This is a genomic window from Hymenobacter koreensis (assembly GCF_039541855.1).
In the GTDB taxonomy this organism is placed as follows: Bacteria; Bacteroidota; Bacteroidia; order Cytophagales; family Hymenobacteraceae; genus Solirubrum; species Solirubrum koreensis.
In genome coordinates this window covers 98632-120621 of sequence record NZ_BAABHA010000007.1, presented here as the reverse complement: position 1 = coordinate 120621, position 21990 = coordinate 98632, and the positions used below count along the sequence as shown (strand labels likewise).

At 60.4% G+C, this 21990-nt stretch carries 19 protein-coding genes; 6 read left to right on the top strand and 13 right to left on the bottom strand.

What is annotated here, in order from left to right:
- Positions 1-231: 231 nt before the first annotated feature.
- Positions 232-753, bottom strand: coding sequence for a ferritin (locus ABD903_RS12165; RefSeq protein ID WP_345224571.1), 522 nt, complete (start codon positions 751-753; stop codon positions 232-234).
- 472 nt (positions 754-1225) lie between these two features.
- Here ABD903_RS12165 and ABD903_RS12160 point away from each other — a divergent pair, with 472 nt between their 5' ends.
- Positions 1226-2275 (top strand): CUB domain-containing protein, encoded by a 1050-nt coding sequence (locus ABD903_RS12160; RefSeq protein ID WP_345224569.1) that lies wholly within the window; start codon positions 1226-1228, stop codon positions 2273-2275.
- Between the two features lie 771 nt (positions 2276-3046).
- On the opposite strand, the gene ABD903_RS12155 is transcribed toward ABD903_RS12160, so the two are convergent.
- The 9 genes from ABD903_RS12155 to ABD903_RS12115 all read right to left on the bottom strand — a co-directional run bounded on the left by ABD903_RS12155 (position 3047) and on the right by ABD903_RS12115 (position 13695).
- Complete coding sequence (locus ABD903_RS12155; RefSeq protein ID WP_345224567.1) at positions 3047-8077, bottom strand: DNA repair ATPase; 5031 nt, start codon at positions 8075-8077, stop codon at positions 3047-3049.
- An 84-nt stretch (positions 8078-8161) separates the two neighbouring features.
- Positions 8162-8590, bottom strand: a complete 429-nt coding sequence (locus tag ABD903_RS12150; RefSeq protein ID WP_345224565.1) for an endonuclease domain-containing protein — start codon at positions 8588-8590, stop codon at positions 8162-8164.
- Positions 8591-8736: 146 nt separating this feature from the next.
- Positions 8737-10902: a flotillin family protein gene (locus ABD903_RS12145; RefSeq protein ID WP_345224562.1), complete on the bottom strand. Its 2166-nt coding sequence runs from the start codon at positions 10900-10902 to the stop codon at positions 8737-8739.
- Positions 10903-10966: 64 nt separating this feature from the next.
- On the bottom strand, positions 10967-11104 hold the full coding sequence (locus ABD903_RS12140; protein ID WP_345224560.1) for a hypothetical protein: 138 nt from the start codon (positions 11102-11104) through the stop codon (positions 10967-10969).
- A 1-nt stretch (position 11105) separates the two neighbouring features.
- Positions 11106-11510 (bottom strand): PH domain-containing protein, encoded by a 405-nt coding sequence (locus ABD903_RS12135; RefSeq protein ID WP_345224558.1) that lies wholly within the window; start codon positions 11508-11510, stop codon positions 11106-11108.
- Between the two features lie 23 nt (positions 11511-11533).
- Positions 11534-12160, bottom strand: a complete 627-nt coding sequence (locus ABD903_RS12130; RefSeq protein WP_345224556.1) for a hypothetical protein — start codon at positions 12158-12160, stop codon at positions 11534-11536.
- 74 nt (positions 12161-12234) lie between these two features.
- Positions 12235-12480, bottom strand: a complete 246-nt coding sequence (locus tag ABD903_RS12125) for a PEP-CTERM sorting domain-containing protein (RefSeq protein ID WP_345224554.1) — start codon at positions 12478-12480, stop codon at positions 12235-12237.
- Between the two features lie 52 nt (positions 12481-12532).
- The gene (locus tag ABD903_RS12120) at positions 12533-13252 is read right to left on the bottom strand and encodes a PspA/IM30 family protein (protein WP_345224552.1); all 720 of its coding nucleotides are present in this window, start codon (positions 13250-13252) and stop codon (positions 12533-12535) included.
- A gap of 44 nt (positions 13253-13296) precedes the next feature.
- A complete protein-coding gene (locus ABD903_RS12115) occupies positions 13297-13695 on the bottom strand; it encodes a YbjN domain-containing protein (protein ID WP_345224550.1) in 399 nt (132 codons plus the stop codon).
- 175 nt (positions 13696-13870) lie between these two features.
- Between ABD903_RS12115 and ABD903_RS12110 the strand changes: the two genes are divergently transcribed.
- Both ABD903_RS12110 and ABD903_RS12105 read left to right on the top strand, forming a co-directional pair.
- A complete protein-coding gene (locus tag ABD903_RS12110) occupies positions 13871-14641 on the top strand; it encodes a helix-turn-helix domain-containing protein (RefSeq protein ID WP_345224549.1) in 771 nt (256 codons plus the stop codon).
- 68 nt (positions 14642-14709) lie between these two features.
- Positions 14710-15177, top strand: a complete 468-nt coding sequence (locus tag ABD903_RS12105; RefSeq protein ID WP_345224547.1) for a MaoC family dehydratase — start codon at positions 14710-14712, stop codon at positions 15175-15177.
- 26 nt (positions 15178-15203) lie between these two features.
- On the opposite strand, the gene ABD903_RS12100 is transcribed toward ABD903_RS12105, so the two are convergent.
- The gene (locus tag ABD903_RS12100) at positions 15204-15623 is read right to left on the bottom strand and encodes a DUF3592 domain-containing protein (RefSeq protein ID WP_345224545.1); all 420 of its coding nucleotides are present in this window, start codon (positions 15621-15623) and stop codon (positions 15204-15206) included.
- A 110-nt stretch (positions 15624-15733) separates the two neighbouring features.
- Here ABD903_RS12100 and ABD903_RS12095 point away from each other — a divergent pair, with 110 nt between their 5' ends.
- On the top strand, positions 15734-16327 hold the full coding sequence (locus tag ABD903_RS12095) for a TetR/AcrR family transcriptional regulator (protein WP_345224543.1): 594 nt from the start codon (positions 15734-15736) through the stop codon (positions 16325-16327).
- A gap of 70 nt (positions 16328-16397) precedes the next feature.
- Entirely contained in the window at positions 16398-17330 is a 933-nt protein-coding gene (locus tag ABD903_RS12090; protein ID WP_345224541.1) for an alpha/beta fold hydrolase, read from the top strand.
- Between the two features lie 51 nt (positions 17331-17381).
- Here the strand turns inward: ABD903_RS12090 and ABD903_RS12085 are convergent, their stop codons facing one another.
- Both ABD903_RS12085 and ABD903_RS12080 read right to left on the bottom strand, forming a co-directional pair.
- A complete protein-coding gene (locus ABD903_RS12085; RefSeq protein ID WP_345224539.1) occupies positions 17382-18404 on the bottom strand; it encodes a J domain-containing protein in 1023 nt (340 codons plus the stop codon).
- Positions 18385-19350, bottom strand: a complete 966-nt coding sequence (locus ABD903_RS12080; protein WP_345224537.1) for a histone deacetylase family protein — start codon at positions 19348-19350, stop codon at positions 18385-18387. Before ABD903_RS12080 ends, ABD903_RS12085 begins: the two co-directional genes overlap by 20 nt.
- Before the next feature lie 1010 nt (positions 19351-20360).
- Between ABD903_RS12080 and ABD903_RS12075 the strand changes: the two genes are divergently transcribed.
- The gene (locus tag ABD903_RS12075; protein ID WP_345224535.1) at positions 20361-21890 is read left to right on the top strand and encodes a TROVE domain-containing protein; all 1530 of its coding nucleotides are present in this window, start codon (positions 20361-20363) and stop codon (positions 21888-21890) included.
- Positions 21891-21990: the final 100 nt, after the last annotated feature.

Genomic DNA, 21990 nt, shown 5'->3' with positions numbered 1-21990 from the left:
ACTGATTAAGCCACCAGGCGCGGTGTGTTTAAAGCGTGTTCAGGATTTTAAAGGTCAGCATGACGTTCTAAAGAAGATTTTCATGAAATCCAGACAGGCTCTTAAGCAATAAAAAACGCCCCGCAGCTTTCGTTGCGGGGCGTTTTTTTCGAAGTGGGGTAGCGGCTGTGACTACCGAAACCAGGGAGCCGAGCGGGACCGATAAGAAGACGGCGCGTAGTGGGGCAAGTGCTAGGCGTTTTTCGAGCCGGGGGCCGACTGGCTGCGGAACAGCATGATGTCTTTGTCGAAGAGGTAGATACCGCCTTTGTCGTCGCCCACGAGTTCGAGTTTGTCGTTGAGCATACGGGCCAGGGCCTCTTCCTCCAGCTGCTCCGAGACGTACCACTGCAGGAAGTTGTGGGTGGCAAAATCGCGCTCCTGCAGGGTAAGGCCCACCAGCTCGTTGATGCTTTCCGAAACGCCCATCTCGTGCTTGAGGAAGTCTTCGAACACGCGCTTAAGCGACTGAAACGTAACCACGGGCTGCGGCAGGGCCGGCACCAGGGCAAAGCCGCCGCGCTCGTTCACGTAGCGAATGAGCTTGAGCATGTGCACGCGCTCTTCGTCGCTCTGCTGGTAGAAGAAGTTGGTCACGCCGTCGAGACCCGGCTGCACTTCCGCCCAGGAGGCCATGGCCAGGTAGGCTTGGGAGGAGCTGGCTTCCATGGCAATTTGCTTGTTGAGGGCGTGTTGGATGGCTTGGGTCAGCATGGGCGGTACGGGGCGTTTTATTGATTCAAATGAGTACGTGGCAGGCTGCGAAATTACACGTTTGCCCCGCATTGAAATACGGCAGCGGTTGCCGCACTTGTCAAGGTGCCGCTTTTGCGCACGTACGATCTGCCGCCAGTAGCCACGGCGTGGAGCCTCATGCAGCACCGTTGGGGAAGTACAGGCCGTAGCCGCCGGGCAGGGCTCCCGCTTGGTTTATCACTCGGTTCTAACGCAGTACACAAGAACGTCGCGGTTCCCCGTCTTCATGATTGGGTCACAAAGAAGCCCCGCGCCCGGCCGCTGCCCCGCGCAGTGGTTTTCGGTGCGCGACCCGCCGAACGCCCGGGCGGGCCCATTGTCCGCCCGGCGTGGGCCTCACATACCGGGATGCAGATCAATAGAAGCGGCCACGGCGGCGTTTTTAACGAGAGGTCTTATTTTTGGCCGACTAAATTTTTACCTCCAAGCTATGAGAAACTTGTATCTCCTGCTATGGCTGTTCCTGCTGGGCCAGCCCGCCGCGCTCCGGGCCCAAAACATCCTGATGCCGGTTGGCACCGGCAGCGGCACCAACACCGGGTGCGCCGGCACCGTGTACGACCACGGCGGCCCGAACAACGGCTACGCCCCCAACCAGATCAGCACGCTCACGCTGCGCCCCCCGGACGCGACCAGCCGCGTCAGCCTGAGCTTTACCCTGTTTCAGACGGAAGAGAATTACGACTTCCTCGAAATCTACGACGGCACCGACTCCAGCACCCCGCTACTGGCCCGGCTCACCGGCGGGGCGGGTCTCGGCCAAACTTACACGGCCACCAACGTGCTCGGCGCCCTAACACTGCGCTTTACCAGCGACGCCAGCGCCGAGCGCGCGGGCTTCGCGGCCACGCTCAGTTGCGTGCCCGTGCCGCCCAGCGCCTACGTAGGCAACGTGGGCATAGGCACCGCTCAGCCCCTGGAAAAACTGCAGGTGGCGGGCACCATCTACAGCAGCCAGGGCGGCGTGCGCTTCCCCGACGGCACCCTGCAAACCACTTCCGCCCTCACCCAGCAGCTCAGCCTGGCGGGCACCACCCTGAGCCTGACCGGCGGCGGCTCGGTAACGCTGCCCAGCGACAACCTGGGCAACCACACCGCCACCCGAAACCTGCGCCTCAACGGCAGCTGGCTCAGCAACGACGGCGGCAACGAAGGCCTGCGCATCGACAACAACGGCAACGTGGGCATTGGCACCGACGCGCCCCAGACCCGTCTGCACGTCAACGGCTCGGTGCGCCAGGACACCCACAACTCGGACCTGCTGAACATCCCCGCCGGCGCCACCGGCTCCTTCGACTGGCAACATAGACTGGGCTACCAGCCCACGCTGATGATTGTGGTAGACCAGACCGGCGGCGGCGGCGGCGAGTACATCTCCTACAGCTACGAGCACCTCAACAACTACAACATCCGCTTCTACGTGCGCAATGCCCGCAACAGCGCCTCCACTTTCCGGCTGCGCTGGATTCGGGTGAACTAGGGCCTGGGCAGGAGGCACTAATTGCCAGAAGCTGCGGCTGGGCTTTTCCGGGAAACACGGCTACAACCAGGAATTCTATTGAAAAGCAGCCCCGCGCAGCAAGCGGCATGGGCCGGATGGAAACGGGAGCCGCGACGCTTGGGTAAGTTCCGGTAGCGTGGGCCGTTCAAACGAAGGAAGGCACCGCCTACCGCCATGGCTGGTCACGAGCTGCCAGCTCGCGCCAGATGGGGGGCCAGCGGCAAGCCGGTACCGACCGTTTGTTCATGAATGTAGGGAGTCGTTCTGGTTCTGGGAGGCGCAGCCTCCCATTATTGCTGGTCACAAGCTACAAGCTCGCGCCAGTTGAGGAGTATTTTAGGATTTGTTACGCTGAATACGGCGGGGCTCCTGGCCTTTGGCAAACCTGTAAGGGCGGGAGGGGGTAGGGGATGTTATGAAAAAGATTGATTCAGAAATGATCATAAACTGTTCAGGGGCATCTGCCAAATAGCTAATCTCGACCTTTTGGCCTTTCTCGACAGCCAACCTGTGGACTCGTTCCGAGTAGGTAAGTGTGAGCATTTGGCCCTTGCGGGTTTGAAACCGAACTATAGGATAGCAGTAGGCCAACTTAAGAGCCATTTCTAGCTCTACAATTTCACCCTGGACGCGGATTCTTTCCTTTTTGATTCTTGTGTTGTAGCGCCAATTGTACGCCGCCAGCACCGCTATCAAGATGCCTACGCAGATAAAAAGAAGAAACGGTGGTCCAGAATCCATGATGACCAGTTAGGCTCCAGGTTTTAAAGCTTCCCGAATCCCACTCAACCCTCCCGCAATAGCTTCCAGCTTCGTGAGCACCTGGAGCACCTGGCCGGCTTGGGAGTTGCGCAGGTTGTCCTGGTAGGTCTGGCGGATTTGCTGCCAGCGCTGGGCTTGCTCAGGGGTGAGCCAGCCGAGCAGCTCGCGGAGCTTGAGCAGGTTGGCTTCGGTGGCGCTGGTCAGGGTTTGGGCTTCGCTTTCGTAGTGGGCGGCCAGCAGCTGCTCGATTTCCTGCTCGTTCATCACCGGGCGCACTTTTTCGGCCAGCTTGTTCATGTTGCGGTAGGAGCCCTGGAGCTTGAAGGGCGGCTCGGTGCGGTAGGCGTCGGCCTGGGCGGCGGAGGCGATGTAGGCGGCGTTGACGCGGGCCACCACGTCGCGCAGGCGCAGCAGCTTCTGGAGCAGGGCCACGTACTCGTTGAGCTCCTCGGGGGCGTGGTTGCCTTCGAAGGAGAGGCCCTCGGCCTGGCCGGTTTCGGCGAGGCGAATGAGAACCGGCAAATCCTGCGGGGCCTGCCCGGCCAGGCGGGCCAGGGCGGCGTTGCTGGTGAGGGCGTTTTCGAGGTAGGAGAGGCGGAAGGCGTCTTCGGAGCCTGCTGTTAGCACGTCGCCGAGGTTGTAGATGTCGGCGCGGTTGGCGAGCATGTCGGGCAGCTTGAACACGTCGCCCGTTTCGGTGTAGGGGTTGCCGGCCATCACCACGCACACCTTGCGGCCGCGGAAGTCGTAGGTGCGGGCGCGGCCCTGGTATACACCCTCGATCTTGCGCTGGGCGTCGCAGAGCGAGATAAACTTCTGCAGAAACTCCGGGTGGCAGTGCTGGATGTCGTCGACGTAAATCATCACGTTGTCGCCCATCTCGAAGGCCAAGTTCAGCTTCTCCAGCTCCTGCCGCGCCCCGGCATTCGGTGCCTGCCCCGGGTCCACGCTGGTCACGGCGTGGCCGATGGCCGGGCCGTTGATTTTTATGAAGATGAGGCCGAGGCGGTTGGCCACGTACTCCAGCAGGGTGGTTTTGCCGTAGCCGGGCGGGGAGATGAGCAGCAGCAGGCCCATGAGGTCGGTGCGCTTGCCCTCGCCGGCCGTGCCGATCTGCTTGGCCAGGTTGGCGCCGATGAGGGGGAGGTAGACTTTGTCGATGAGCTGGTTGCGCACGAAGGAGCTGAGCACGCGGGGGCGGAAGTCGGCCAGGCGCATGTCGTCGGCGGCTTCTTGCAGGAGCTGCTTTTTCAGCTCGGCGAACTTCTCGAACTGCAGCAGCGTGTGCTGGGCGTAGTGGTGCAGGCGGCGGCGGAAGGCGGGAAAGTTTAGGGCGTAGCTGTGGTCGTCGGCGATGCGGGCGTGGGTGCCGCGGAGGTCTTTTAGTAGCTCGGTTATTGGGGTGCGGATGACTTTCTCAGGGGCGTAGGTGCGGGTGAGGAGCAGGGTGGCGGCCTCTGGGACCCCACCCCCGGCCCCTCCCCCGTAGGGAGGGGTGCGTTCTGGCGGGTTGTTCTTTATTTCATTTTTGTTTTTTAGGGAGCCGTTGTTTACCTCGGCACCCCTCCCTACGGGGGAGGGGACGGGGGTGGGGTGCACGGTGAAGGCTGTCAGCCACTGCCGCACCAGCCGAAACTGCGCGGCGGGCTGCTGCTCAAGGTGCTTCACCGAAGCCTCGAACGCTTCCGTGGCGCGGCGTTCCTTCAGGTGCTTCAGGAAGGCTTCGTAGAGCTCGGCGGCTTCGGCGGAAATGGTGAAGGCTGGTTTGTGGTTGGTGGTTTTTGGGTGTTGGTGTTCGTGCGATGCTTGCTCAATTAATTCATGCAGCAGGTATTCACCCGACTCGGCTATGTCTTCCGGTGTGAACAAGCCAGTTTCAGCCGCGAAAGCGTCAATAGCCGTTTGTAGCTCGGCGGCGAGCTTGCCGGTTTCCTGGGCGTCGGGAAAGACTTGCAGGAGCAGGGCCAGGCCTTGGATCTGGTGTTGCCAGTGGGCTTTTTGGTCCGCCGGGGCAAATCGGTGCCAGTAGAGGCTGGCGGCGCTGCGGGTTTCGGCGGGGTAGCGCAGCAGGCCGGCGGTGCGGGTGAGGCGCACCAGGGCGGCCAGGATTTGGGCGGCGTCGTGGTCGTGCACGCCTTTGAGGTAGCCCTCGGCGTAGCGCGGGGCCATGTGCTGCTGCACGTAGTGGAGCAGCTCGGCGGGGCTGAGGCGTTCGAGCTCGGCTACGGCGAGGGTGGCGGGGGCGCCTTCGGCGGCGGGCTGGGGGTGTTGGGCGGCGCTGAGCAACTGGTAGGCCAGGTACTCGGCGCGGTACACGTCGTGGTTTTCCGAGGGCAGGGTTTGCTCCCACACCGGGCGGGCCTGCTGCACGGCGTCGCTATCCACGGCGCGGTAGAAATTAGTGCCGGTGAGGTGGTAGTGCAGCTGACCTTCGCGCAGCACCAGGGTCAGCTCCAGGGGCTGGGTGTTCACGGTGAACGTGTGCGGGCCGAAACGCACGCCCTGGCCGCCGTCCACGAAGAGGTCGGCGCGGTCCTTGAGCTGGCGCACGGCGTCTTCGCGCACGGTTTTCAGGCGCGACTGGAGGTCGTCGGCCTTCACGGCGTCGCCCAGGGCCAGCAGCTCGTCGACGGTGCGGCGCACTTTCTCCACCATCACGTCGGCGGCGAAGTAGCCGTTGATGTCGGCCACCGACGTGAGTTTGGTCACGCGGTTGTGCACCGCCTTCAGCATGCGCTCCGCCGAGGAGAGCAGGGCGGCGGCGCGCTGGTTGCGGGCGGCTACCAGGCTTTGCTTGCGGGCTTCGAAGGCTTCGTAAGCTTCTTCGCGGCGGGTGGCGAGCTGGCTCAGGAACTGGTCGAACTCGGGGAATTTGCCTTCCAGCTCCTCCAGCTGCACCATGAGGCGGGAGAGGTACTCGTCGCACTTGGCGGGCGTGTCGGAGAGGTCGAGGTAGTTGACCAGGGCCTGTTCGAGCAGCTTGAGCTGGGCGGCGAATTCGGCCTGGGCCTCGGTGCCGGCCAGGGCCTGGCGGCGGCGCTTGAGGGCGGCGCGCAGCTGGTTGAAGCCGGCGTAGATGCCCGAGATATTGTCGATGATGCGCGTGGTCTGCGTCGGGTCGGCGATGGGCAGGTTGCCGACCACTTCGATGAGCAGTTCCAGCTCGGCGGCCACGGCGTTGAGGTCCTGTTCGAGGCGGTTGGCCTCGGTCACGGTCGGCAGCTGCTCGATGCCCGCGCCGAGGGCCGCCACGCGCTGGGCGTAGGGCGCCAGGGCGTCGTCGCGCAGCAGGAAATCGACGGTGCGCTGGGCCACTTCCTGGCTCAGGCCCTGCAGCTCCGCGGCGGCTTTCTCGACGGCGGCCGCATCGACGTAGCGCAGCTCTTTGAGCGAAATGACTTCGCCGCGCACCTGGCGCAGGTCGGCCAGCTGCTGCACGTACTGCTGAACTTCGGTGGCGTCGGCGGTGCGCTTGATGAGGTCGCGCAGGTCGGCGGCGCGGGTGAGCACCTGCTGGGTTTGCTCCTGGGTGTTGCGGCGGATGCGCTGCACCTTGTCGAACTCCTCCACGGCCGAAGTGGCGGCCTGGCGGATGTCGTGCAGGGGTTCGGCCAGCTTTTCGGCGCCGGGCTCGGCCAGCCAATGGTAGGAATCGGAGAGGGTGGTCGTGCGCCGAATCAGGTCGAGGTAGAGGCCGGTGTAGGAGTCGTCCTTGCCGATGAGCGTCAGCACTTCCTGGGCTTCGGCCATGGCCCGCACGATTTCCTTGTTGCCGAGCTTGCCGAGGTAGCCGTCTTGCACGGTGGGCAGCTGGAAGTCGGGGGCGGTGTAGGGCGTCTGCCAGATTTGCACCGCGTGGTGCTTTTTGGGCTCGTCGTCGGCGCGGAAGTAGCACAGCTCGCCGTTTTCGAACAAGGCGTAACCGTGGCAGACGATGGGCGCGGCCACTTTCTGGCTGATGAGGTTGTAGCTCAGCAGCAGGTACAGGCCGTTGTCCTTCTGGAAGAACACGTACAGGAAATCCTCGCCGTTGGGCGAGGCCACGCGCTTCTCGAAGACCAGTTCCGCGGGCACGTTTTCGAACTGCTTGCCGTCGCCGGTCTGCAGGTAATAGCCGTGCGGGAAGATGAGGCCGTGGCCGTCGGGCAGCAGCACGCAGGCGTCGGCCAGCGCGTCGAGGCGCTGGGCCTGGCGCAGCTTGGTGTTGTAGAGGAAGTAGCGGAAGCTGGTTTCCTGGTAGGGCTTGATTTTGAGCAGCACCAGCTGGCCGACCACCGCGTAGTGAATCTCGGCGTCGTCCAGGGTCTGGTCCTTGTTGTCGACGGGTTCGGCGTAGATGCCCTGCCCGGTCTTGGTGTTGTCCTCGACTTTGATGGTCAAATCGCCGCCCACCGTCTCCACGAACACCTTATCCTCGATGCTCACGTGCGGGTGCTTGCCGGCGCGGTGCATGTCGCGGGTGGCGCGCTTCCACTGAAACTCGTGCTGGGGCGGGAAGGTGTACTCGTGGTCAGAGCGGTTGTCGAGGTAAGTCAAGGTCTCGCCCTGCACCAGCCACTTAAAGGTCTTGACGTCGCTGGCCGTCTTGCCCACCCGGAAGACCATGAACAGGTGCGGGCCGCGCTGGGCAAACTTGACGAAGCGCGTCTGCTTGTAGAACTTGTACAGGTTGCGCAGCTCCTCCAGGAAGGTCTTGTCCTGAATCAGCGCCAGCCCCACGGGCCGAAACTCCGGCCGCTGGTACTGGTACACTCCGAACACGTCCTGCAAGTCCACCTCGGTTTTGAGGCCCAGCAGCACGTTGTAGCCGAAGAGGAATTTGTCGCCCAGCGCCACCATGTCCATGGGCACGCAGTTGTGCTCGGTGGTGAGGCGGCCGGTGCCGAGCAGCTGCCAGTCGAGGGCGCCGAAGACCTGCTTGCGGGCGGTGTTGAGCTTGTCGAGGCGCACGCGCAGCTCGGAGCCGCCTTTGCTGAGGCGGTTGCGCAGGATTTCGTAGGTGCCGGTTTCGAGTTGCATAGCGGGACCCCGCCCCCCGGCCCCCTCTCCTCTGGGAGAGGGGGCCGGGGGGCGCGGATTTAAATTTGTGGTAATTGGTTAGTGCTACTTCCGGTAAGCAGGGTGGAGCAGTAGTAGGTGCTCGTGGATGCTGTGTAGCACTTTAGGCATTTGGTAAAGCACCTCCTCGTTGGTGAAACGCAGTACCAGAAAGCCGCACTCCTGCAATTCGTGGCTGCGGCCGCCGTCGTACTCGGCCTGGCTGGCGTCGCCGTGCACGCTGCCGTCGACTTCGATTATCAACCAAGCGGCGAGGCACACGAAATCCACGATGAACTGCTTGATGGCGTGCTGCCGGCGGAACTGTACGCCCAGCTTGTGGGCGCGCAGTTCTTGCCACAGATGGCTTTCAGCCGGTGTGGGATTCTTCCGGTTGGTGCGGGCGTATGCTTTCAGCGCCTTGTTCCAGCGCTGGGCATCCGTCGTGTACATGCCGTACGGAAAAGGCGAGGGGTTTTCTGGTTCGTCGCTCATGGGACCCCACCCCCCGGCCCCCTCCCCTCCGGGAGAGGGGGAGCCGGTTCCGCGTGGTTACGTTGAAAAGTTGTGAAGCAGTAAAGGGAATCGTTGCTGGCGTCTGGCTCCCCCTCTCCCGGAGGGGAGGGGGCCGGGGGGTGGGGTCAATTCAGCGTACTAACTACCTTGTCCGAAATGCCCAGCATCTTGGCGGTGCCGGCCAGCTGGGTAATCGTGTTCCGCGTGGCATCGTCGCCGGCCTTGTTCATCATCTGCAGCAACAGGGCCGAAATGCTCAGGTTGCGCACGTCCTCCGACTTCATTCCGAACTGGTTCACAAACTGCGTGAGATTGGTCTTGAAGTCGCCGCCGTTGCCATCGAGCGGGAAAAACGTGTCCTTCACCGTCGTGAGCACCTGCGAGTTGCCCACGGCGCGGTCGATGCTCTTGCCCTTGGTGATGGAGCCGATAATCTGGTCGAAGAACATGGTCTCGCCGCCCACGATGTCGATTTTGGCGGCTTTCAGGGCTTCGGCAATGACGCCCGACTGGGCCGCGGCAATGTCCTTTTGGATGCTGATTTCGGCCAGCTCCACAGCTTGGTCCTTGGCCAGGCGCAGCTTGAATTCTTCGTGGTCCTTGCCCACGCCGTCGAGCTTCTTCATCGCGTCGGCTTTGGCTTCGATGCCTTTGGCTTCGGCCGCGAACATCTCCTCGTTTACGCGCACCTCGGCCAAGCCTTTCTTCTGCTGGGCATCAGCCATGGCGTCGATTACTTCCACTTCCACCATGGACTTTTCGCGGCTCACCTTAGCGGCTACAATGCCCAGCTTCTCATCGGCTTCGGCTTGCGCGGCGCCTTTGGTTTGAATGGCCTGGGCTTCAGCGGCGGCGGTAAGCTGGAGCACGTTGGCTTCGCTTTCACCTTCTTTCTGCCGCGCTACGGCCTTGGCCTGCATCACCTGCGCTTCGGCTAAGCCTACGGCAGACGCCTTCGAGGCTTCGGCTTCGGCCAGGGTACGAATGGCTTGGGCCTTGAACTCGGCGGACGCTTTTTCGGCTTCGGCGTCGATTAAGGCCTGCTTGGCGCGCAGCTCGGCGCCTTGCTTCTCCATATCGGCGGTGCCTACGTAGCTGATGGCTAAGGCGTCGGTTTCCTGCTTGGCCTTGGTCACGGCCACCAACTTGGAGCGTTCCGCTTCGGCCTGGGCGCGGGTGTCCTTGATCTTTTCTTCTTCCTGCACCGTGGCTTTTTCCACCGTGATTCGCTCCCGGATGATGGCCTGAATGTTCTTACGCTCCTCTTCAAGGGCTTTTTCTTTCTCAATCTGGGCCAGGGCCACAATACGTTCCCGCTCGTTGGCTTCCAGCGCCTGAGCCTGAGCTACGCGCTCGGTTTCAATGGCGTCGGTGCGCTGCTTGTTGCGCTCGGCCACCAGCACCTGCCGGTCGCGGTTTTGCTCGGCCACGCGCACTTCTTCTTCGGTGGTGAGGCGTGCGCGCTCCGATTTCAACGTTTCTTCCTGCTGCACCTTGGCAATTTCGGCCGACTCGCGGGCGCGGATGCTGGCAATTTCGCGGCGCTGCTTTTCCTGGTTTTCGGTCAGCTGCTTTTCCAGCTGCAGAATGGTTTCCTGCGCCTCTACGTCCTGCTTCTTGATGGTTTTCTGGGTTTCGCGCTCAATGTTGTTGGCCTGAATCTTTTGCTCTGAGGTCAGGGCAATGATTTTCTTGATGCCCTCGGCGTCCAGAATGTTGTCGTGGTTGAGCGCGTTCAGCGGGGTTTGCTCCAGGTAATCAATGGCGCAGTCGTCGAGCACGTAGCCGTTGAGGTCGGTGCCGATGATGCGCAGAATTTCCTGCTTGAACTGCTCGCGGGAGTTGTAGAGCTCAATGAAATCGAAGTGCTTGCCCACGGTTTTGAGGGCTTCGGAGAACTTGGCGTCGAAGAGGTTTTCCAAGGCGGCGGGGTCGGAGGCGCGGTGGGCGCCAATGCTCTGGGCCACGTTCATCACATCTTCCTGCGTTTTGTTCACGCGCACAAAGAAGTTCACCTTCACGTCGGCCCGTAGGTTGTCTTTGCACACCAAACCTTCCTTGCCGCTGCGGGCAATGATGATGGTTTTTAGCTTGATGTCCATAACCTCCATGCGGTGGAGAATGGGCACTACGAAGATGCCCGTAAACGACACCTTGGTGTCGCCCATGCCGGTGCGGAGCATGGCCTCGCCTTGCGCGGCCTTTTGGTACATGCGGGCAATAATGGCAATGATGCCGAGCAGGAACACGCCCAGTATGGCTAGCACTGCCAGGGATAATTGTTCAATCATGGAAGTAAAAAGTAAGAGTGCAATCAGTAAGCAGGAAGGAAAGAGAGTTCAGGTATTAGGCGAATCAGGCGAACATACCCGCGAGCATGGCGCTGATGAAGCTTTCCACCGCTTGCAGCAGCGAATCGAAGTAGCCGTGGGGCAGCGGTTGGGCGCTTAATTCCACCAGCCATATCCAGAGAGTGTGCAGAGGCGTTAGCATATTAAGAAAGTTGAATGGTGGGGTTGAGTTGTTGCAGGGCCGCTACAAAAGCAGCTTTGTCGCGGGGCGACACCATAATTGTGTCGTACTTATTGTAGTTGATGGCCAGCCGGTCGAGGGAAGGCGCGGGGGAGCTGAGCGGGTTGTTGGTGGGTTGCACCCGGCTAATGCTGTCAACGGGGACCCGCCAGCTAAACGGCCCCGAGGCAATGTTCAGCACGCCATCGGTTAGGGTGTAGCGCGTGCCCAGTACTATGTAAGCCATGAAAGCGGCGGCCCCCAACGACACCAGCGCGCCAACGGGTGCGCCGTAATACAGGTTAAAGCCGGCGCTAACAGTTATAATGGCTAGAATAGGACCGAATAACCACCAGCTGACTTTTGCTGGAAAAACTTGTGTTGCCATAGTGGTAGTGAATGAGGTTAAGGTTAGCGCGCGTCGTACGGCTCAATCAAGTAGCAGCGACGCGGTTCGTCGTAGTCGATAACCAGGGCCGTGTCGCCCTTGCGCAGGTCGGAAGAGGCCGAGCGCACGTTCAGGAGCAGCGAAGCGCCATCGGCATTTACCGCGGCTTGACCGAGCTGCTCGCGGGTGGCCGGTAACGTGAGGGTGCCCACCTTGCCCACGGGGTTTACGCTGCCTGCCTGGTCTTTTTCCAGCGTAGCAAACAGCTTCACGAAAGGCGTGGTCAGCACTTTCGAAACGAACAGGCTACCCAGCAGCAGCGGCGCGAAGAACAACAGCCCCAGGACAAACGAGGCGTTGTGCGTGTAGTAATTCAGCAGAATACTCCCCACCCAGAGCGGCAGGGCCACGAAGCCCAGAAACACCATCAGCGGCACGCGGCCCAGGTTAAAAAAGGCTAAGGCGCTGTTCAGCCATTCCACGCCGGCGTGAGCGTGGTGCACGTCGTGGTCGGCATCGAGGTGGAGGTCCAGGGTCTTAAAATCGAGCACGCCCACAATGACCGTCAGCCAGTACAGGACCACAAAAACCAGCAGGCCCGTGGCAAGTAAATTGGGCGGAGAAACCGCGGCGTGTAAGAGTTCGGTCATAAGCATGACTAGGGCAGCTTAAAGATAAGCGAAAGGCCGCGTGCTGGGTACCGGAACCGCGTTGCCGGGCTCTATTAAATTTCGGTTACCCCACCGGGACGAAAGGCCGCTTGCAGGTTCCGCAGCTCGGTTTCCAAGGCCGCGTTCCGGCATTGCAGCCGCCGCAAACGTCGCAGGTTGGCAACGCCGAAGAGTCCCATGCCCGCGGTCAGCAGCAGGATAACTAAGCTGGGCTCGATGATATGCAGAATATGCAGAACTACAGCCGCATAGAGCATTGCCATGGATGCGTAGTAGAATGTTTTTTCGAAGGTGTTCATGGCTGGTAGCGTTTGGGTCAGGGCAAGTTGAGGTTAGTGGGCGGTTGGTGGGCTACGCCTCCGGTTGCCCAGCTAACCCCAGCTTTTGCTTGAGCGCCTGCAAATCGGCCGAGGCTTTGCCGCCGGCATTCTGGCCCAAAGCCTTGTCTATTTCCTGGTCGATGCTTTTGCTTTCCTGCGCTATTTCGCCGTACGATTCGGCCAGGGCTTCCTCCACGGCCACTTTTTCCTTCATGCGTTCCAGCAGGGCCACCGTGCCCGAGGAGTCCAGTTGGGCCAGTTGCTTGTTGATGGTTTTGGTGGCGGTACTCACCGTTACGCGCGCCTTCAACGTTTTCAGCTCGCTTTCCCATTTGCCAATAGTTTGCTTGAGCGTTTGCACGTTCTGGTCGAGCTGCTGGGCCGAGGCTTCAAACTTCTGCTGGTCGGCGGCGGCGCTGGTGGCGTGGGCCTCGTTTTCGGCCTTCTTCACCAGGGCTTCGCCAGCCAGGCGGTCGGCTTCGGTGCTGTTCAGGTCGCCTTTGTGGGCGCGTTGCAGCAGGAGCACGGCTTTGTTTTCGTAATCAAGGGCTTTGCTGCGGGCGCTTTCGGCGTCGTTGCGGGCCCGAATGCCCATGGCCTTTACTTCGGCCAGGGCCTGCAGGCTTTTGTCGAGGTCCTGACGCAGGTCGCGCAGGCCCTGTTCGGTCATTTTAATGGGGTCTTCCAGTTGGTCGACAGCGGAATGCGACTCGGCCTGGCCGATTTTAAAGAGGCGGGCGAATAGGTTCATGGCTTTGGTGGGTTGAGTAGCACCGGAGCGGCAGGCGCGCCGGTCTAGGATTTCGAGAAGGCAATCAGCTCATCGGAAAACTCAGTGAGCAGCAAGCTCAGGGAGTTCAGCACCGCTTCCAGCTCCGAGAGGTCCAGGGTGTCTATTTGGAGCGTGTCGCGGAAAATGACCTTGCGGCCCGATTCATCCAGGGCAAAGGCGCCGTGAATGATGTCGCGGTTTTTCTGCAGCAGTCGGCCGTACACCTCGCACGAGGGCGCGGGCAGATCCAGCAGGTATTGCTCCAGAATCAGGAGCGGGTCGCCGCAGCCCAGCACAAGGTTGCGGATGCCCAGCGCGGGGTTGTCGACTACCAGTACGCCGTCGTGCGCATCGGCGTGCCGGATGTCGAATCCCAGGGTTTGCAGGTGGTTTTGAATAGTAGCGAAGTAGCGGTTGGCCATATAAGCGGGGTAGGAGGTTGGCTGTGGTAAGGTAGGAAATCTGACCGGCGGGCCTGGTTGCTCAAAAAAATAGCGGCGTCTGTAGTCTTTGCCGCTATTCGTGGTAGATTTACGACACAAGAATACTGAAAGTTTTAGAGCAGCTCAAATTTTGAGCGAAAAATATTTCGGCGTCATGTCGCACATCGGAAACAACATTCGAAAGCTAAGAACCGTCAAGAAGCTGAGCCAGGCCGCTTTTGCCGAGTTATTTGGCTTGGCGCGGCCCAGCGTAGGAGCTTACGAGGAGGGACGGTCTGAGCCAAAAATGGAGACGCTGATTCAGATTGCTCAACATTTTGGCTTATCGGTAGATCTGCTACTAACGAAAGAACTTACCGTAAATGACCTCCACCGGTTTGATATCTTTCAGCAGCAGATTCAGCAAAAAACCGCTGCCGAAACCCAAGCCGAGGCCGATAGGCAACCCCACGTAACACCCTTGGTACCGGCCGCGCGTATGCTCGAATACATCGTGCAGCATCACAGCCCGGCTTTTGTAGATGGCCTGCCCCCGCTCACGTTTCCGCATAACCTGGGCGCCACCACGCGGGCCTTTGAATTAACCGGCGCCGACATGCAGCCCACGCTGCGCCACCAGGACGTAATCCTGTGCTGCCGCATCGATAAAGCGGCGCCGGCCTTACGTACGGGCGAGGTTTACGCTTTTGTAACCCAGAGCCGGCTGCTCGTGCGTCGCCTTGCCGAGCGTCGCCTCGACAGCCCGGTGCTCAAACTACGAGCCGACAACATCGATTATACCGTCCAGGATTTTGACCTAACGCAGGCATTGGAAATATGGGAAGTTAAAGCCGTGTTTAGCACGCACTTGCGGCCGCCGGTAGCCATGGAAGAGCGCGTAGCCCGGCTGGAGCGACAGGTAGAAGAGTTATTAGCACGGCAATAGCCTCGTGCAGCGCACCTATATTTCCGCTCACTAAAGTAACGTAAGCCCCCAACGCACCGCCATATCCCATGAGCCAACTAACCATCCGCAGCCTGGCCGAACTGGAACAGCACGAAGGCCAGGAGCTAGGCGCCTCCGAGTACCACCGCATTACGCAGGAGCAAATCAACAGTTTTGCGGCCGCCACGCTTGATTTTCAGTGGATTCATACCGACGCGGAAAGGGCCAAAACCGAGTCGCCGTTTCAGGCCACCATTGCCCACGGCTACCTCACGCTGGCGTTGCTGCCGCATTTATGGTCGCAAATTGCCACTTTGGAAAACCTGAAGATGCAGGTGAACTACGAGATTGAGGCCCTGCGCTTCAATCAGGCCGTGGTGGTGGATAGTGAGGTGCGCCTGTTGGCTAAGCTGCTGTCGGTACGCAACCTACGCGGTACTGCCAAAGCCCGAATTGAAGTGATACTAGAAATAAAGGGCAATAAAAAGCCCGCTTTTACCGGCATCGTAACGTTTCTCTACCACTTCACGGAGTAGATCCTGATGCCTGTACCGCTTTATGCCTAATGCCAGTATTCCTCGAAGACGGGCACTATATCAAGGATCTGCAACACGCCTATGGCAGTAAACAGCAGACCAACCAACAACATAAAGCCCGAACCCGAAGGCTTGACGCCGGCCAGGTCAACGTTTTCGGGGTTTTTAAGGTCGTAGATTACTTCTACCTGTTGGCCCACTTCATACTGCCCCGCCTCGGCGGCCGATTCGGTTTCAGCCTCTATGGTGCGCCCATCGGCAGTCGTGAACCGAACCTGCGGCGAGAACAGCTGCCGGGACGGTTTCAGAGCAATAATAGTAGCCAATGCTTTCAGGCCGCGTTGCTGGCGTGCCTGCTGGCTGCGCTTGCTATACACGGCGGCCATGGTGAAGAACACGCCCATAAGCAGGAATATGACAGCTTCGGCGTGAAAGGTTAAACTCATACGGGCGTATCGTAAAGACAATCCACTATTGTAAGGCAGCAAAAGCACATTTGCTCACTTTGCAGGCTTTTTCTTTGCTTACTTACTAGTAAGTAAGTAGCTTTGCTGCCATGCAAGCACCTGCTCCTGCCACGGCTTTCGATACCCGTACCCGCATTCTGAATCTGGCGGAAGACCTGCTGCTTTCCCGTGGGTTTAATGCCTTCAGCTACCAGCATATTGCCAAAGAGTTGGCCATGAAGCCAGCGGCCATTCATTACCACTACCCCGGCAAAGAAGACCTGGGCGTAGCTATTATCCGCCGGCAGCTGATGCGCCTGCGCAAGTGGCGCGACCTGCCCCGCGTAACCGAACTTACGCCCCCCGAACAGTTCGAAGCCTTCGTAGATGTGTACCGTGGCCGCGCCGTTACCCAGCGTCAAGTATGCTTTTTTGGAGCCTTGGCCGCCGAGTTTCAGACGCTGCCCGAGGCCATGCAGCAGGAACTTCGCACCCTAAACGTGGAGCTAACCGAGTGGCTGGCGAGCGTGCTGGCCGCCGGCCGCGCTGCCAATACTTTACACTACAAGGGCCATCCGGTGAGCAAAGCCGCGCAGGTACTTACCACCCTGGCCGGTGCGCTGCAGGTAGCACGCGTGCACGATGAGCAGCAGTGCCAACGCATTATCGAGCAGGTGCGCACCGAGCTGCGGGAGCCGGTGTAAGCCACGTTGCCGCTACGTTATTGAGGGCGGCCTGGCCGGCCCGATGTTTTACCCTAGCGTTTGCAAGGTTATGATGAACACGTTTTCCCCTGCGTACGAGTGCATGTCCCGCCGTGAGCCGTTGCCGGCTACGCCCGCCGAGTTTCGCTACGCCGAGCCACCCGGCATTGAGTTTGTGCGCCTGAAGTTTCGTGTATTGGCAGCCGTTTCCACGGAATGGGCGTTTCGGGAGGCGTGGCGCCTGTTTTGTACGCCGCGCCGGCTGCCGCGCAAGAAGTGGGAAGATGCTACCCTGGCTACTGCACGGGCCTTTCGGGTGCCGTTTGAAGGTGGTGGGCTAGCGGCTTATGAGTGGAACCCCGCCGGCCAGCGCACGGTGCTGTTGGTACACGGCTGGGAACACCGCGCCTCGTTTTGGGGCGTTTTCGCCGATGGCCTGGTGCGTGGCGGCTACCGCGTGGTGGCCTTCGACGGACCCGCGCACGGGGATTCGCCTGGCCGCAGCACCACGCTGCCGCAATTTGGCCGCGCTACCCAAGCCGTAGCCGATTACCTGGGGCAGGTGTGGGCAGTGGTGGGGCATTCCTTCGGCGCGGCTACCACAGCCGGGTTGCCAGTGCAGTTCAACCAGGGCCAGGGGCTGGCCCGCCTGGTGCTGATGAGCGCGCCCGGCAGTACGCCCGCCGTGGCCCAGCGCTTCGCCGATTTACTGCACTTACCGCCCACGGTCATGGCGCGCATGGCTCGCCACGTGCGCGAGCAGCACGGCCGCGACGCCGAGAGTTTCAGCCTGACCCAAGCCGCGCCTCATGTACGTGCAGAGCAAGTACTATTGCTGCACGACTGCCAGGATGAATCGGTGCCTTTCTCGGAGGCGCAACAGGTAGCCCGCAACTGGCCGGGCCTGCGGTTTCACCCCACCAGCGGCCTGGGGCACAACCGCATCATGCGCGACCAAGATGTGATTCGTACCGTAGTGGGTTTCCTGCAGCCAGAAGGATAGGCGTAAGAGCAGGAACTGTTAGTCTAACCGCCTCCAGCATGGCAGAAGCCTTTATATAGCATCCTGACCAGCGGCGTCCAGTTCCCGCAGTAGCTGCCGTAGGTTTTCGGGCTCTTGAATGGCTTTTTGCACCAGCTCCAGGTATTCGGCTTCGCCACGCAGGCCGCGCTTGATTTGGCGCAGCTCGGCTTCCTGCTTTTTGCCGGTACCCATAAACGCGTTTTTGTCGCCGTACTTTAACTCTTGCAGGCGCAGCTTCAGTTCGGTTTGCTGCTGCTGTAAAGCCCGGGTGTAGCGCGCCAGCATCTCATCCGATTCGGTATCCACGTCGATGGCGGTGTGCTCGGTTAGCAGTTGAAGCAGGGCGTAGAGGTCGTCGGCTTCGTAGGCGCGGGTGATTCGCTGCATGCGCTCGGTTTTCTGCCGTGCCAGCTCCGGGTCGCGCTCCAAGTCAGGGTGGTTGGCGCGGGCCAGTTGACGGTATACCGCCTTGGCACCGGCCTGCAAGCGCTGCTGATCGGCGGCCAGGGCGCGGGCAGCGGCTTCCTGTTCGCGTTCGGCTTTGGTTTTGCGCTTGCCGTGCTGGTGCGCGTGATGGTGTTCGTGGGGCTGATGGGTTGAGGCTGTATCAGCCCGTTTGGGGTCCGACGACTCGCGTTCCGCGGCTCGTTTCTTGGGGCCGTAACGGTGGAGTAGATCGGCTACGTCTTCGCCAAAACGGTCTTGCAGCGAAAGCACATTGCGCCACAGCAATTCCTCAATGCGCTGTTCTTCGCCGCGGCTAAAGTAACCGGTGGTGAGGGCCTGTTCCAGTGGCTCGAACAACGCGCGACGGGCGGCCACCACCGCGCTGGCCAGCGGCCCTACTTGGCTCCAATATTTGTTTTTGGCTTCCCGCTGGGCTTTTTCCAGCTCCTGCACTTGCTCGCGCAGGTTCTCCACGTCTTGCACGGCTTGACGGAACGCCTGTTGCGCGGGCGTTCCGGCCGCCTCTGGCTCACCGGCACGGCTTACACCGCGCTGGGTAGTTGGGGTGTGGCGCGAGTCGAATTCTTCAAACGCGGGTAACGGCATGGGGGCGGGTTTCAACAGGAGCGGGCAAAGGTCGGCAGGGTGCGTGACCCCACAAGCCGTAGGCCACGGCAAAGGTGCTGCAATGCGCATTTACGATGTCGGCAATGCGCTCGGAGTAGCCGCCGCCCATGCTCACGGCTACCGGCAGACCGCGTTGGTGGCACAGGCCCAGCACCAACTCGTCGCGCTGCCGGCAACCAGCAGGCGTGAGGGCCAGCTTGCCCAGCTTGTCGGTGGCCAGCACATCCACACCGGCTTGGTAGAAGATAAAATCGGGCTGGACCTGCTCCACAAGCGCGGGTAAGGTGTTGCCTAGCTGCGTGAGGTAGGCGTCGTCGGTCATGCCCAACGGTAGCTCCACGTCCAAATCCGATTGCTCCTTGCGCAGCGGGTAATTAGCACCCGCGTGCATGCTAAAGGTGAACACACGCGGCTCGTGGCGGAAAATGCTGGCCGTGCCGTCGCCTTGGTGCACGTCTAAATCCACTACCAATACCTGCCGTGCCAGGCCGTGATGCAGCAGGTAAGCGGCCGCTATGGCTATGTCGTTGAGCACGCAAAAACCTTCGCCGCGGTCGGCAAAAGCGTGGTGGGTTCCGCCGGCCAGGTTCAGGGCCACGCCGTCGCGCAGGGCGTGGCGGGCGGCTTCCAAGGTGCCGGCTGAGGAACACAAGGACCGTTGCACCAGCCGTGGGCTTTGTGGCAGGCCCAGGCGGCGTACCTCGGCAGGGGAGAGGCGCAGGTCGCGCACCTTGTGCCAGTACTCGGCGGTGTGCACGCGCAGCACGTCTTCCTCCCGACATAAACCGGGGTCGTAGAAATCCTCGGGCGGCGCAATGCCCTGCCACAACAGCTGCTCCCGAATCAGCTCGTACTTGGCAATGGGAAAGCGGTGGCCCGTCGGCAGGTCAAGCGTGTAGCGTTCAGAAGTAGCAAGGCAGGGCATACTGGACAGCGGGGAAGCAATAAGGCATAGTACGTTAAAGGGCAATGATGGCCGATGTTCGAACTTTAATGCAACCAATTAATGAGTTGAATTGATCTAAATAGAGGTTGTAAATGCGTCAACTGAGCGAAGGGAGTTATTTAATTGAGTTTCCTGAAAATAAATTAAAAAATATTTGAATGAATATTGCGCTGCATCAAATAACCTTTCTACCTTTGACCCGTTCAAAGCCCAAAACCAATATAAGTCTACTGACTTCACTCGCCATGCGCCGCCACTTTAACCAATATCTAGGAATGCCAAGCCGGGAGGATAAATCCCAGCCGGGATTCGGCGCGCAGCCCACGACGTGATGTTTCTACCATAGAAGCTTCCAGTGCGAAACGCCCGAATCCCACCCGATTCGGGCGTTTTGTTTTTCTACTGCTTTCTAATTCATCTACTGCCATGATGCTTCATAACCCTCTTCTGCTTCGCCCCGCTGCCTGCTGCTGCATGCCCGCGCCGTTCAGTTGGTTTGGCATCGGGTCGATAATTCAAGAGCAACGGCGCGACCGAAAACGCAGCGGCAGCCTCCGAGTTAATAACGTTCGGTAGCGCATAATACCAACGTAAAATACAGATTATAATTCTTGATTGGTCACTAGTAATTAGTGACATGGGATAATATTGCCTGTATTTTTAATTGGATGCTTTCTGTAATGAAATAATTAATTCGACTGGAATTGTCGAACGGATAATTGCGCCCTTTTTACAACCCTCTGCATGTACGAAAGCTTCAGACTCTTGATCCAATATACCGAGCCCGTACCTCCCTCTGCGCTCTGTGCGGCCATCGGTAATTCTGCCAAGCAGCAATTCCAAACCGAGGAAAAGCCGCTGCAAACGCTTGTCCCAAACCCCGTGGCGAATTGAGCAAGTCCCATTGTTCAGGTACACTCCAAACTCCGAACACCGCTTTTAATCAGCTTTTCAGCTCATCCTTTCCTCACTGCCTATTGCTTACTGCTATGCGCTTCAACTTCAGCTTCCGCAAAAACAAGCCTGCTCAAGTGGTGAACCACGAGGGCGCACCCGCCTACCAACTCACGCCCGCCCTGGAACTGTACGCCGCCGTGGCCACCGCTGCGCTCAGCGACCAGTTTTACGAAATGGCCGATACGCGCCTCAAGCGGCTGCGTGCGTTGGTGGCGCAAAACGACCCTCGGTTTGTGGCGCAGCTGGCGGTGTACGCCCGCGAACAGCTCTACCTGCGTTCGGTGCCCCTGGTGCTGGCCGTGGAGCTGGCCCAGGTGCACCGCGGCGACAACCTCGTGAGCTGCTTGGTGGCCCGCGTGGTGCAACGTGCCGATGAAATAACCGAGTTGCTGGCGTTCTACGCCGTGGCCAACCAGCGGCAGGGCGTGAAAACGCTCAACCGCCTCTCTAAGCAGCTGCAGAAGGGTCTGGCCCTGAGCTTCAACCGCTTCGATGGCTACCAGCTGGCGAAGTACGACCGGGCCGGCCAGGTGCGCCTCCGCGACGCCTTGTTTCTAGTGCACCCCAACGCCAAAAACGCCGAGCAGCAAGCCCTGTTCGACCAATTGGTGCGCGGCGAGTTACCCACGCCTTACACCTGGGAAACCGAATTGTCGGCCCTGGGTCAGCAAACTTTCACCGACGCAACGGAACGGCAGACGGCCTTTCGCCAGAAGTGGGTGGAGCTGATTGGCAGCCGCAAGCTGGGCTACATGGCCTTGCTGCGCAACCTGCGCAACATCCTGGAAGCCGAGGTATCGGCCGGAGCGGTGGAACAAGTGTGCGCGGCGCTGACCGACCGCGTGGCAGTGGCGCGCAGCAAGCAGCTGCCCTTCCGCTACCTGGCGGCGTACCGCGAGTTGCTGCAAGTGCGTTCAGGCTTCGTGCCCACCGTGCTGGCGGCGCTGGAAACGGCCATTGGCCACTCCATCGAAAACCTGCGCTGTTTCGGCCCCGGAACCCGGGTGGTAGTGGCCTGCGACGTGTCGGGCTCCATGCAGCAGCCGGTGTCGCAGCGCAGCAAAGTGTTGCTCTACGACATTGGTCTGGTGCTGGGCATGCTCCTGCAAAGCCGCTGCAGCCATGTGGTAACCGGCATGTTCGGCGACACCTGGAAGCGGGTGGCTCTGCCCAAAGGCCAGGTGCTGCGCAACGTGCAGGAGTTTTACCGCCGCGAAGGCGAGGTAGGCTACAGCACGAACGGCCACCTGGTGGTACGAGAACTGCGCGAGCAGCAGGAGCAGGTAGACAAGGTGATGCTGTTCACCGACTGCCAGCTCTGGGACAGCACCGGCCGGCACAGCACGCTGGCCCAGGAATGGCGCGAATACCGCCGCACCGTAGCGCCCCAGGCCCGCTTGTACCTCTTCGACCTGGCCGGCCACGGCGCGGCTCCGGTGGAAGTGCGCGAGCAGGACGGCGTGGCCCTGATTGCCGGCTGGTCGGACAAAGTGTTCGACGTGCTGCAGGCGCTGGAAAACGGCGGCTCGGCCCTCACGGAAATCGAAAAAATAGAACTGTAAAACGCGGCCGGGGGCGGCAACAATTATAGCGGGTTGCCGCTCCCTCGTCGACTAGCTTTTCTTGTCATGAAACGTACATAATTCACTTTTCTTCTTCAGC

What these genes read in the sequence shown, in the direction of transcription:
- ABD903_RS12165 (WP_345224571.1), bottom strand. Translation starts at nt 753, where the DNA reads ATGCTGACCCAAGCCATCCAACACGCCCTCAACAAGCAAATTGCCATG.
- ABD903_RS12160 (WP_345224569.1), top strand. Translation starts at nt 1,226, where the DNA reads ATGAGAAACTTGTATCTCCTGCTATGGCTGTTCCTGCTGGGCCAGCCC.
- ABD903_RS12155 (WP_345224567.1), bottom strand. Translation starts at nt 8,077, where the DNA reads ATGCAACTCGAAACCGGCACCTACGAAATCCTGCGCAACCGCCTCAGC.
- ABD903_RS12150 (WP_345224565.1), bottom strand. Translation starts at nt 8,590, where the DNA reads ATGAGCGACGAACCAGAAAACCCCTCGCCTTTTCCGTACGGCATGTAC.
- ABD903_RS12145 (WP_345224562.1), bottom strand. Translation starts at nt 10,902, where the DNA reads ATGATTGAACAATTATCCCTGGCAGTGCTAGCCATACTGGGCGTGTTC.
- ABD903_RS12140 (WP_345224560.1), bottom strand. Translation starts at nt 11,104, where the DNA reads ATGCTAACGCCTCTGCACACTCTCTGGATATGGCTGGTGGAATTAAGC.
- ABD903_RS12135 (WP_345224558.1), bottom strand. Translation starts at nt 11,510, where the DNA reads ATGGCAACACAAGTTTTTCCAGCAAAAGTCAGCTGGTGGTTATTCGGT.
- ABD903_RS12130 (WP_345224556.1), bottom strand. Translation starts at nt 12,160, where the DNA reads ATGACCGAACTCTTACACGCCGCGGTTTCTCCGCCCAATTTACTTGCC.
- ABD903_RS12125 (WP_345224554.1), bottom strand. Translation starts at nt 12,480, where the DNA reads ATGAACACCTTCGAAAAAACATTCTACTACGCATCCATGGCAATGCTC.
- ABD903_RS12120 (WP_345224552.1), bottom strand. Translation starts at nt 13,252, where the DNA reads ATGAACCTATTCGCCCGCCTCTTTAAAATCGGCCAGGCCGAGTCGCAT.
- ABD903_RS12115 (WP_345224550.1), bottom strand. Translation starts at nt 13,695, where the DNA reads ATGGCCAACCGCTACTTCGCTACTATTCAAAACCACCTGCAAACCCTG.
- ABD903_RS12110 (WP_345224549.1), top strand. Translation starts at nt 13,871, where the DNA reads ATGTCGCACATCGGAAACAACATTCGAAAGCTAAGAACCGTCAAGAAG.
- ABD903_RS12105 (WP_345224547.1), top strand. Translation starts at nt 14,710, where the DNA reads ATGAGCCAACTAACCATCCGCAGCCTGGCCGAACTGGAACAGCACGAA.
- ABD903_RS12100 (WP_345224545.1), bottom strand. Translation starts at nt 15,623, where the DNA reads ATGAGTTTAACCTTTCACGCCGAAGCTGTCATATTCCTGCTTATGGGC.
- ABD903_RS12095 (WP_345224543.1), top strand. Translation starts at nt 15,734, where the DNA reads ATGCAAGCACCTGCTCCTGCCACGGCTTTCGATACCCGTACCCGCATT.
- ABD903_RS12090 (WP_345224541.1), top strand. Translation starts at nt 16,398, where the DNA reads ATGATGAACACGTTTTCCCCTGCGTACGAGTGCATGTCCCGCCGTGAG.
- ABD903_RS12085 (WP_345224539.1), bottom strand. Translation starts at nt 18,404, where the DNA reads ATGCCGTTACCCGCGTTTGAAGAATTCGACTCGCGCCACACCCCAACT.
- ABD903_RS12080 (WP_345224537.1), bottom strand. Translation starts at nt 19,350, where the DNA reads ATGCCCTGCCTTGCTACTTCTGAACGCTACACGCTTGACCTGCCGACG.
- ABD903_RS12075 (WP_345224535.1), top strand. Translation starts at nt 20,361, where the DNA reads ATGCGCTTCAACTTCAGCTTCCGCAAAAACAAGCCTGCTCAAGTGGTG.